The 12,844-nt window shown below is 51.9% G+C and carries 5 protein-coding genes; all 5 read left to right on the plus strand.

What is annotated here, in order from left to right:
* Positions 1–90 precede the first annotated feature (90 nt).
* Positions 91–3,318, plus strand: coding sequence for a SusC/RagA family TonB-linked outer membrane protein (locus IE117_RS19065; protein ID WP_189566123.1), 3,228 nt, complete (start codon positions 91–93; stop codon positions 3,316–3,318).
* Positions 3,319–3,413: 95 nt separating this feature from the next.
* Positions 3,414–5,198, plus strand: coding sequence for a RagB/SusD family nutrient uptake outer membrane protein (locus tag IE117_RS19070; protein ID WP_189566125.1), 1,785 nt, complete (start codon positions 3,414–3,416; stop codon positions 5,196–5,198).
* 520 nt (positions 5,199–5,718) lie between these two features.
* Positions 5,719–8,946, plus strand: a complete 3,228-nt coding sequence (locus IE117_RS19075; protein WP_229581157.1) for a SusC/RagA family TonB-linked outer membrane protein — start codon at positions 5,719–5,721, stop codon at positions 8,944–8,946.
* Between the two features lie 79 nt (positions 8,947–9,025).
* Entirely contained in the window at positions 9,026–10,804 is a 1,779-nt protein-coding gene (locus tag IE117_RS19080) for a RagB/SusD family nutrient uptake outer membrane protein (RefSeq protein ID WP_189566127.1), read from the plus strand.
* 148 nt (positions 10,805–10,952) lie between these two features.
* A complete protein-coding gene (locus IE117_RS19085) occupies positions 10,953–12,839 on the plus strand; it encodes a heparinase II/III domain-containing protein (RefSeq protein ID WP_189566128.1) in 1,887 nt (628 codons plus the stop codon).
* Positions 12,840–12,844 lie beyond the last annotated feature (5 nt).

The raw sequence follows: 12,844 nt of genomic DNA on the forward strand, positions 1-12,844 counted from the left end.
AAAAAAATATATAACCGCTGTCTGGGTTTTGGCATACTTAGTCAGTTTTGCATTTAACCGCCCATAACCTACAACCTAAAGGACATGATTATGACAAAACAAGTACAACTTCAAAACGTACTGCAAAAGCTACTCCGCACGACGGCCCTGCCGCTTGTGCTGGCGCTGTTTGTAGTAGGAGCGACTTTGCCAACGCAGGCCGTGGCCCAAGACCGCATCGTGCGCGGAACCGTTACCGACACCGAGGGGCAGGTTTTGCCCGGCGTGAGTGTAGTGGTGAAAAGTACCACGCGCGGAACTACCACCGATGGCGAAGGAAAATACCAAATCAGTATACCTGGCAACTCTACTACGCTAGTATTTAGCTTTGTGGGTTACGGCTCGATTGAGGAATTGGTGGGTACGCGAAGCACTATCAGCCCTCAATTAACCATCGAAGATAAAGTCCTCAATGAAGTAGTGGTGGTGGGGTATGGTACACAGCAGAAGGTAAACCTCACGGGTTCCGTGGGGGTGGCCGGAGCTGAACGCCTCGAAAACCGTCCGATCGCCAACGCGGGTGAAGGCCTGCAGGGCGTGATTCCCAATTTGAATGTTCAGGTTCGCAACGGTGACCCGTCGCAGGCTACGCAATTCAATATCCGGGGTTATGAGTCGATTAACGGTGGGTCGCCCCTGATACTGGTGGACAATGTACCGATGGATATCAACCGCATCAACCCCAATGACATCGAAAGTGTCTCGGTTTTGAAAGATGCTTCTGCCGCTGCTGTGTACGGAGCGCGGGCCGCCTTCGGGGTGGTACTTATCACGACTAAAAAAGGAAAAGCGGGCAAGGTGAGTGTAAATTTCAGCACTCAACTCTCGCTGGCCAAGCCCATCCTGAACATTGATCCGGTTACCGATCCCTATGAGTTTGTGACGGCCCGGAACCTGGCCACCATTCGCACGAACGGTGCTCCCGCCTATGATCCTGACTTTGTAGCTGCCACCAAAAGGTACTCCGAGAATCCTACGCTGGAAAATACCTGGGGCGTGGTGAATGGTCAGCTGCAGTTTTATGGCTATAACAACTACACGAACAGGCTCTTGACCGACTACGCACCCACCGACCAGCAGGATCTGTCGATTTCTGGCGGTAGCGAAAAAGCGCGGTTCCTGGTTTCATTGGGACGTTTCAGCAAGGACGGATACCTCCGTCAGAACAACGAAAAATTCAAGCGGTACAACTTGATGGCTAAGGCTGATTTCCAGGTCAATAAGTGGTTGAACCTTGATACTAAGGTAGTTTTCAACTCGCAAAATTCCGACAAGCCTTTCTTTTACAACTGGGATGTGAACATCAACTCATTTGCCAGAGTGAATCCGCTCAATCCCATTCAGTTTCCTGATCTTCCCTTCTACCAGACTCCGGGCGACCGCGAGCAGTATGAGCAGTACATTGGCATGTACAACGATCAGGTTAATTTCTTGCCTTATCTGGAGCAGGGAGGTCGATCGACCTTTACGAAAAACGATGTGTGGCTGACTCAGGGAGCTACCCTCACGCCCTTCAAAGGGTTGACGATCAAGGGGAATTTCTCCTACAACATCTACAATGAGATGGCGAAGGATGTAAAAAGCAAGATCAATGTAATGAATAGTTTCGATTTGAATAACCCGAATCCGATCTCGAACGGATTCAGTGGCGACGACTGGATCGAAAACGATAATCGTTACAATCAGTACTACGTTATGAATGCCTACGCCCAGTACGACTTGCCTACTTTTGGCAAAAACAATATCTCGGCGATGGTGGGCTTCAACCAGGAACTTGGCCAAAATCGTCGGGTTGTTGCGTTGGCCCGACAATTGATTACCCCTTTGATCCAGGATATCAGTGCTACCACGGGCGTGCAGCAAACGGGCGGCGGCGAATCGCACGTATCGCTGCGTGGCGTATTCTATCGCTTGACGTACAACTACGATGATCGCTACCTGCTGGAGGCCAATGGGCGTTATGATGGCTCTTCCCGTTTTCCCCAGGATAGTCGCTTCGGTTTCTTCCCCTCGTTCTCGGCGGGCTGGAGAATCAGCGAGGAGAACTTCATGTCAGGTACCAACAGCTGGTTGGACAACCTGAAAATTCGTGCTTCCTACGGTACTTTGGGCAATCAAACCATTCAGAATCCTAATGGCAGTCAAAATTACTATCCTTATATTTCAACGATGGGTACAGGAACATCGTCCTACATGCTCAATGACGGCCGGATCCCTTACGTATCGGCAGCCGGACTGGTAAGTCCGTCGCTCACCTGGGAGTCGGTGACTTCTCAGAACCTGGGTTTCGATATTACGCTGTTAAGAAGCCGCCTGGATATGTCATTCGATATGTACCACCGCGACACTAAAGATATGTTGATGAACGTATCGTATCCCGTACTGCTGGGAACTGGTGCACCCAAAGAAAATGCGGCGGATCTTCGTACAAGTGGCTGGGAATTGTCTCTTACCTGGCGTGACAAAATTAAGACCGATTGGAGTTATGACGTGACGCTTGCTCTGGCCGATGCCCAGGCTACCATTACGAAGTTTGAAAATCCTACCAATGCCTTGCCCTCTGGTGATCGTTACTACGTAGGTCAAAAATTGGGTGAGATCTGGGGCTACGAAACCGAAGGTATATTCCAAACGGACGATGAAGTAGCCAATCATGCTGATCAGTCGCGCCTTGGCAATGGCTGGCAGGCAGGTGATATTAAATATGCCGACCTGAACGGTGACGGAGAAATCAGCCCCGGTAATGGTACTCTGGACGATCCCGGTGACCGCCGCATCATCGGTAACGAGACACCCCGCCTAAGCTTCGGGATCAACACCCGGCTGGCCTGGAAGGGCATCTCGCTTACTGCCTTCTTCCAGGGAATCGGTAAAGTCGATTATCTCCCCGGCAATGGCAACTGGACGTGGTTCTACCCCTTCAATGCGGGACACGTAGAGCGGTACTTTATCACTGATAGCTGGACGCCTGAGAATCCGAACGCCTATTTTCCTGCGGCCCACATCTCGACCAACGACAAAAAGAACATTCAAGGGCAGACCCGCTTTTTGCAGAACGCCGCCTACGTTCGGGCCAAGAATATCACCCTGGCCTACGAACTGCCTAGCAAACTGCTCAGCCGGGTTGGTATGAGTCGGGCGCAGATATTCGTTGCAGGCATGAACCTGTTTGAGTTTTCCAAGATTCGCAAGCCTCTCGACCCCGAAAGTATCCGTACGACCCGCATTGAGTATCCCATGCAGCGGATCGGTACTTTGGGAATCAATGTGTCATTTTAGTAGAAGGCAGTCGGCTGTCGGCAATCGGCTGTTGGCTTTACGCTGACCTATGATTGCTGACAGCTTCCACAGATGAATCATTTAAAATATATAATATGAAAAAGAACCTATTAAAATTCAGCGCCGCATTGCTGGTGACGTTCCTGGCGAGCGGTTGCAACGACGATTTCCTGGAAAGATACCCGCTGGATCAAATAACCAACGAGACCTTCTGGAACACGGAAAATGACTTACTGGTATACAACAACCGTTTGTATGACCGTATCGGTGATGACATCAATGTGCCTATCTTGCACGGCCACGACCAGGGCTTTAACAGCCACTTCGGCAGTCTCTGGAATCAAGACGAGTTTACGGACAATATGGCCCCACGGGTAGCCCGCCACAACCGCTTTCAGCAGGTACGGGCCGGCATGCACAACACGACCGGTGGCGACCAGTGGTTCGGCTACGACGGCTGGTTTTTTGTTCGGGATATCAATGTAGGCCTGGCCAACTACGACAAGGCGGCTATTCCGCAGGCCACCAAGGATAAGTACATTGGCGAAGCCCGCCTGATGCGCGGCTGGTTTTACGCCGAAAAGGTAGGCAAGTTTGGGGATGTGCCTTTTGTAGACCGTGAGCTGAACATTGACTCCGAAGAACTCTTCGCTGCCCGCACCCCCCGGGCCGAGGTAATGAAGAAAGTACTGGAAGACCTCAACTTTGCCAGCACCAAACTACCCAATGATTGGGGCGATGGCAACGCACCGGGTCGTCTCAACCGCTGGGCTGCCCTATTGGTAAAGGCTCGCGTGTGCCTTTTTGAAGGTACTTTTAACAAGTACCATGGGATCGGTGATTCGAAGATGTGGCTGGAAGAGGCGGCTAAGGCTTCCAAGGAACTCATAGAGCAGGGCCCTTACAGCCTTTACATGACGGGCGATCCGCAGAATGACTACAACGCTACGCACCGGATGCTTGACCTTACGGGAAATCCGGAGGTGATCCAGTGGCGCAAGTACAAGGTCGGTGTACGCACCAACCACGTCCTGAACTATTTCCGCGGCTACTCGGGAGGGCTCACCAAAAGCATAGTGGATGATTACCTTTGCACGGACGGCCTGCCTATTTCGCTTTCTCCGCTCTACAAAGGCGACGAAACGATCGAGGATGTTTTCGTAAATCGTGATCCCCGGCTGAGTCAGACAGTCTTGCGGCCTTCTGAAACGGAGAAGTACCAGTATGATCAGAATGATGGCCGTACCTATCCACGTCTGGAAGGAAACCCGGGTGGCGGAGTAAAGTCCACCACAGGCTATCACATCATTAAGAACTACAACGTCAACGACCTGCTCGGCAAAGCCTACAATCAGGGCGAGATGCCCGCCGTCATCCTGCGTTTCGGTGAGGCACTGCTTACTTACGCCGAAGCCATGGCCGAATTAGGCACGATCACGCAGGCTGATCTGGATATGTCGATCAACAAGCTGCGTGACCGCGTGGGCATGCCTCACCTGATGTTGGGTGCTGTCCCAGTTGATCCCAACTACGCTATTCATGGTGTCTCACCACTTATTGCTGAGATTCGCCGCGAGCGCCGCATCGAGCTGGCCGTTGAAGGCCACCGCTATCCCGACATCAAGCGTTGGAAAATGGGTAAGCTGTTGACCATGAAGGATTACGGAATGCGTTGGAGCGAAGCCAACAAGGCGCGTTTCAGCCCCACCAGTATGAAGACTTCCATCGACCCCAAGTCGGGTAAGGAGTACATAGATGTCTACAAAGGTACCGACTTCGAAAATCCGGTATTTGATGAAAGCAAGCACTACTTCTGGCCTATCCCTCTGGGAGACTTAGCCGCTAACCCCGCCCTCGAACAGAATCCAGGTTGGGAATAGAAAACAGGGAGCATGGCTCGGGAATAAAATCGTAAAACAACACTCGTTTTTATCCTGCCTTTCTCCAATCAAAACCCCGGAAGCTAATCGCTTCCGGGGTTTTTTTATGCCAATTTTTTTTAGAGAAGAGTAGATTGGTTTTAATGCATTACTTTACTCTCAATTCTCCGCAATTTTTGTGAAATTCCCGATTGATTTTGGCATGTCCTGCCAAAATCAAGGCTCAGGTGTCTTCCCCTGAGTGTTCTGTGCAATACCATATACCCACGCCTTCAACCCGATTAACCGATCAAAATAGGGGGTACTTGATGACATTCTCGTCACTCTTGGATAATATCAATGAATTTTTATACAAATAGTTGAACAAACCCTTTTGCCTATGTAAAGAAAAAAAACACAAAAAAACGGCAGTAGCCAGGCTACCACCGCAAGGTCGATTTACTGAACCGTCCACTCGCCAAAGCAACGTTTCAGTAATGCAAGTTTCTCAAAACCAACAACTAACCTTATTTGCTAATTTATGAAAAAACCTTTTACGAGGCAACTGTGGAACTCCCTGAATTGGCGTTCCCTTGCATTTGTTACGGCTATACTCCTGTTCGGAGCGAACATGCCGCATTCTGCTCATGCCCAGGATCGCTCGGTCTCGGGTACCGTCAAGGACGAAACTGGCGCAGAGCTGCCAGGCGTAAGCGTTGTTGTCAAAGGCACGACACGAGGCACCACTACCAATGGGGAAGGCAAGTACCAGCTTACCGTTCCGGGAAGCAATACTACGCTGGTTTTCAGCTTTGTGGGCTACGGTTCAAAGGAAATTGCCGTTGGCAGTCAAAGTACGGTGGACCTCAGCCTTTCTGCTGAGGACAAGGTACTTAACGAAGTGGTGGTAGTGGGGTACGGTACCCAGCAAAAGGTCAACCTGACTGGTGCGGTCGGTGTGGCTGATGCCAAGCGAATCGAAAACCGCCCCATCGCTAACACGGGCGAAGGTCTGCAGGGCGTCATCCCCAACCTCAACATTACGGTGCGTAACGGTGATCCCTCCGTGTCGCCCACCTTTAACATTCGGGGGTATGAATCCATCAACGGCGGTGCCCCACTTATTCTGGTGGACAACGTGCCGATGGATATCAACCGGATTAATCCCAATGATATTGAGAGCATCAGCGTGCTGAAAGATGCTTCGGCAGCAGCTGTTTACGGTGCTCGGGCGGCCTTCGGAGTCGTGCTGGTCACGACAAAAAGTGGCAAGGCGGGTAAAATTCAGGTGAATTTTGGTTCTCAGTTCTCGCTGGCCAAGCCGATCTTCAACATGGATAACGTCACCGATCCATACGTGTTCGTGCAGGCCCGGAACCTGGCCAACATCCGTACCAACGGCAATCCTTCTTACGACGCCGATTTTGTGGCGGCCACCAAGAAGTACTCCGAGAATCCCATTGCAGCCAACGAATGGGGCGTGGTGAATGGCCGCTTGCAGTACTATGGCTTTAACCGATATCAGGAAAAAATTATGACCGACTTAGCTCCTACCAACCAGCAGGATCTGTCGGTGGCAGGTGGCAGCGAAAAGGCCAAGTTTTTTGTTTCACTGGGCCGTTTTAGCAAAGATGGCTATCTGCGGATGAACAACGAAACGTTCAAGCGCTACAACATGCTGGTGAAAGCGGACTTTCAAGTGAATAAATGGCTGAATCTGGATAATAAGGTTGTTTTCAACTCCCAGAACAGCGACAAGCCCCACTTCTATAACTGGGATGTGAACATCAATTCGCTGGCGCGGGTTAACCCGATCCAGCCCATTCAATTCCCTGACCTGCCTTTCTACGTAACCCCCGGCGATCGCGACCAGTATTCACAGTACATCGGCAAGTACTTTGGTGGCACCAACTTCTTCCCGTATCTGCAGGATGGGGGCCGCGAGACGTTCACGAGAAACGATATCTGGTTGACGCAGGGGGCCACGCTTACGCCGCTTCCCGGCCTGATGATCAAGGGGAATTTCTCTTACAACCTCTTTAACGAGATGTACCAGGACGTGCAGAGCAAGATCGAAATCGTGGACACCGATCTGCTGGCTAAGAGTCCGCTCAGCAACGGATTCAGCGGCGACGACTGGATAGAGAACCGCAATCGTTACAATCAGTATTATGTCATAAATGCCTATGCGCAATACACGTTGCAAAACACGGGAAAGCATAACCTGACGGCGATGGTAGGCTACAACGAGGAGGCAGGTAAAAATACCTCGATTTACTCCCAGGCTCGCTCGCTCATCACACCGCTCGTCACTGACCTGAATGCCACGACGGGCGTGCAGCGGACGCTGGGGGGGAAGTCGCACGTGGCCCTGCGCGGTGTGTTTTACCGAATGACTTATAACTACGACGATCGGTACCTGCTGGAAGCCAACGGCCGCTACGACGGTACTTCGCGCTTTCCGAAGGATAGTCGCTTTGGTTTCTTTCCCTCTTTCTCGGCGGGCTGGCGGATCAATAACGAAAGCTTCATGGCGGGTACCAACGGCTGGCTCGACAACCTGAAACTACGTGCCTCCTACGGTACTTTGGGGAACCAGACGATCCAGAACCGCAGCAACGGAAACCAGCTGTACTACCCTTATATTTCAGCGATGGGTACCGGACAAGCTCCTTTCCTGTTCGCTAACAGCACCGTTCCTTTCGTTTCTCCGGCGGGCCTGGTTAGCCCTACCCTTACCTGGGAGTCCGTTACTTCCAAGAACATCGGCCTGGACTTGACGGTGTTGCGGAGCCGCCTGGATCTTTCGTTCGACCTGTATACCCGCGATACCAAGGACATGCTCATGAATGTCGATTATCCGGACATCCTGGGTGTCAACGCTCCCCAGGAGAATGCCGCCGACCTCCGTACCAAGGGCTGGGAATTGTCCCTCACATGGCGTGACAAGTTTAAAACGAATTGGAATTACGATGTGACACTGGCCCTGGCGGATGCCCAGGCTACCATTACCCGCTTCCAGAATCCCAGCGGTGCCTTGCCGAACCCCGGACAGGGTATCTTCTACGTCGGCCAAAAACTTGGTGAAATATGGGGGTACGAAACGGTTGGTATATTCCAAACCCAGGATGCGGTCACCGCGGCACCCGACCAATCGCGCCTTGGCAACAACTGGCGGGCCGGCGACATTCAGTACGCCGACCTGAACGGCGACGGTATTATCAGCCCCGGCAAAAACACCCTCGAAGATCCGGGGGACCGACGCATCATTGGCAACAGTTCGCCCCGTTACAGCTTTGGAATAAACACCAGCATTGGCTACAAGAACCTGCACCTGACGGCTTTCTTTCAGGGTATCGGCAAGGCCGACTACCTGCCGGGCAATGGCAACTGGAACTGGTTTTACCCGTTTAACGCCGGTCACGTTGAGAACTACTACATCACCGATACCTGGACTCCCGAGAATCCCAATGCCTACTTCCCCGCTGCGCACATCTCGACCAGCGATAAGAAGAATGTCGAGGGACAAAGCCGCTTTCTGCAGAACGCCTCGTATCTCCGGGCCAAGAACATTCAGCTAAGCTACACACTACCCGTTGCCATCAGCAGCAAGATCGGAATGAGCCGGGCGCAGATATACGTTTCGGGAATGAATCTCTTCGAGTTCAGCAAGATTCGCAAGCCACTCGACCCCGAGACTATCCAAACGCCGACGATCGAGTACCCGATGCAACGGATTGGTACGGTGGGGATTAATGTATCATTTTAATGGACAATTGACGGTTGATTGCGAAAACCACTCCGGGCGAGCGGAACAAATCAACGATTCAATTCATAATCAAATCAACATGAAAAAGAACATTTTTAAATACAGTTCCGCGCTGCTGGCTACGTTCCTGCTAAGCGGTTGCAATGACGATTTGCTGGAAAAGTTTCCGTTGGATCAAATCACTAACGAGACTTTCTGGAACACGGAGAACGACCTAGCTGTGTACAACACCACGCTTTACAACCTGTTGCGGAACGATACGGCGATTCCCATCATGATGGGCCACAAAGACGGTTTCGACAGTCACTTCTCGAGCATTTGGCAGCAGGATGAATTGTCGGACAACATGGCACCCCGCGAGCCTCGTCACGTATTCTTTCAACAGTTGCGGGCGGGCAAGCACAATATCCCCTCCAATCCCGATTGGTTTGGGTACCAGGGCTGGAACTTCGTCCGAACCATCAATGTGGGCATGGCCAACTACAACAAAGCCGCCATTCCCCAGGCTACCAAGGATAAGTACATCGGGGAAGCACGCCTTTTCCGGGGCTGGTTCTACGCCGAGAAAGTAGCCAAGTATGGCGATGTGCCTTACGTCGAGCGGGAGTTGAGCGTAGATTCAGAGGAACTCTATGCTGCCCGTATGCCCCGCAAGGAGGCCATGCAAAAAATACTGGCCGACCTGAACTTTGCCGTAGAAAAACTACCCGCCAACTGGGGCGACGGCAATGCACCAGGCCGTATCAACCGCTGGGGGGCTCTGCTGGTGAAGGCTCGCGTGTGTCTCTACGAAGGTACTTTCAACAAGTATCACGGAGCGGGTGAGTCGAAAATGTGGCTGGAAGAAGCCGCCAAAGCTGCCAAGGAACTCATGGAAAAAGGTCCCTACCGTCTGTACAACACCGGAAACCCAAACTCCGACTACAACGCCTACCACCGCATCCTCGATCTGACAGGTAACCCGGAGGTAATTTCTTGGCGAAAGTATAAATTGGGGATTATCACCAACCACGTTCAGTCCTACTTTAGCTATACTGGAGGCGCGACGAAAAGCTTGGTAGAGGACTACCTTTGCACTGATGGGTTGCCCATTTCTCTCTCGCCGCTGTATAAGGGCGACGAGAAGTTCGAGGACGTATTTGAGAACCGTGACCCGCGCCTTCGGCAGACGGTGCTCCATCCAGCCGATACGAAAAAGTACAACTACCACCTGGGTGACGGGCGTACTTACCCCCGCTTGCTGGGCGTACCGGGTGGTGGCTACCAGACGACTACGGGCTACCATATCATCAAGCATTACAACGCCGACGATATGATTGGCAAAGCATTCAATACGGGCGAGTCGCCGGCTATTACGCTGCGTTTGGCGGAGGCTCTGCTCATTTATGCCGAGGCCCAGGCCGAATTAGGTATTATCACGCAGGGCGACCTGGATATCTCGATCAACAAGCTGCGCGACCGCGTCAAAATGCCACATATGGTGCTGGGTAGTATTCCGGTGGATCCTCGTTACACCAAGGATGGAATCTCGCCGCTCATCGCCGAGATCCGCCGCGAGCGTCGCATCGAGATGTTCATGGAAGGACTGCGTTACGACGATCTGAAACGATGGAAACAGGGAAAGAAGCTGGAAATCCCGACGATGGGCATCCGCTGGAGCGCCGACGCGCAGGCGCGCTTTAAGGGTACGACCATGCAGACCTCCATCGATCCCGTTTCAGGCAAGGAATATATCAATGTCTATAAAGGTACCGACTGGGCAGTTCCCGTTTTTGACGAAAGTAAACACTACCTCTGGCCAATTCCGCTCAATTCGCTGGCCCAAAATCCGGCTATCAAGCAAAATCCAGGTTGGTGATAACGTCAATTTGGATTGTGCGATCAGGTACGTAATGGGAGAATGGTTTTTATGGCTCCTCACCACTGTACCCTAGAAAAGCCGCCCCGTTTGCATTAGAAATGCTCATGGGGCGGCTTTACTTTTTATAGTCACAATCCCATCCTCTATGAAATGTCTGAAAAATGCGAGTAGCTTCTGGCTATTCGGCTTGATGCTGCTTTGTATACCTTCTGTTACTGCCCAAACAATACCAGATCCCCCCGCGCAACATCCGCGCGTATTGATGATGGAGGGTGAGGAACAGGGAATTCTGAAAACGATAGCTTCGGATCCGATTTGGCGGAACGTTCACCAGGCTATTCTGGTCGAGTCGGATAAGACCATTCCATTGCCACCCATCGAACGGGTTCTGGAAGGACGTCGCCTGCTGGGTAAGTCCCGGGAGGCACTGCAGCGTATTTTTAACCTGAGCTATGCGTACCGACTCACCAACGATGAAAAGTACGCCCATCGGGCAGAAAAGGAAATGCTTGCCATTGCCGAATTCAAAGACTGGAACCCCAGTCACTACCTCGATGTAGGCGAAATGACCATGGCCATGGCTATCGGCTACGACTGGACCTATGCTAAACTCTCTGCGCCATCCCGGGAAAAGATAAGCCGGGCAATCGTGGAAAAAGGACTGAAAACATCGCAGGACAAACGTTACAACAGTTGGCTGCAACGGTCCAATAACTGGAATCAGGTCTGCAATGCGGGCATTACGTTCGGGGCACTGGCTGTTTACGAAGATCATCCTGACTTGGCAAAACAGCTAATCAAACGCGCTGTCAACTCCATCAAACTACCCATGGAGGACTACGCTCCAAACGGCGCTTATCCCGAAGGGTACGGCTACTGGAATTACGGCACCACCTTCAATGTCTTGTTTCTTACGGCCCTTGAAAAAGCATTCGGCACCGATTATGGTCTTTCCAATCGACCGGGTTTCATGGAGACCGCCGGGTACTACGAAAACATGATTGGAACCTCAAGGTATCCATTCAATTATAGTGATGCAGGCGGCGGCCACGGAAAATTAAGTCCGGCGGTGTTTTATTTCGCCAAAAAAAGCAATGACCCGTCACTTCTCTGGGTCGAAAAAGCCTATTTGCAGAAAGGCGATCTATCACGCTCCGCTGATAATCGCGTATTCCCATTGCTGATGCTCCTCGGCGCGGGCGTCGAATTCGACAAAATCACGCCACCTTCTAAAAAGGTTTGGGTCGGACAGGGTAAAAGCCCCGTGACCCTCATGCGGAGTTCCTGGACTAGGCCGGATGCCATTTTTGTGGGATTCAAGGCCGGTTCACCTTCTGCCCCCCACGCGCACATGGACATCGGTTCATTCGTCATGGACGCCGACGGCGTGCGGTGGGCCATTGACCTAGGCAGCCAAAACTACCATTCACTCGAAAAGTTGGGGATGGACATATGGGGGAAAGAACAGGACGCTCAGCGCTGGACCATCAAACGCTACAATAATTTCATCCACAACACACTTACGGTCAACGGCCAGTTACAGCGCGTGGATGGCTATGCCAAAATAGATGACTCGGGCGAGAGTGACGCGCTTAAGCACGGAATATCGGATATAACGGATCTCTATAAAGGACAACTTGCCGCTGCTCGTCGCGGCATAGCCATTGTGGATGACGCTTTCGTGGTAGTTCGTGATGAGATGAAGGCAACCGCCAACAGTGCCACGGTGCGATGGGTGATGCTGGCTCCCGAAGGTGTTGAAATTCAAGACGATAATGTCGCGATATTGAACAAAGATGGCAAAAGGCTGACACTGCGTGTGGACCATCCGGCCCAGGTCAAACTGCAAAAGTGGAGCACTGCCCCCACGACCGACTACGACACCACCAACGAAGGTACAGTGCTGGTCGGTTTCGAATACACGGTACCGGCAGGCGCATCGGAGACTTTGCAGGTAAGCCTTTTGCCCCAAAATGTCGTCGTAGATAGCAAGACATTCGATAAGCCGCTGTCTGATTGGGGGCAAAAATAAACTAC

This window comes from Persicitalea jodogahamensis (genome assembly GCF_014651615.1).
In the GTDB taxonomy this organism is placed as follows: domain Bacteria; phylum Bacteroidota; class Bacteroidia; order Cytophagales; family Spirosomataceae; genus Persicitalea; species Persicitalea jodogahamensis.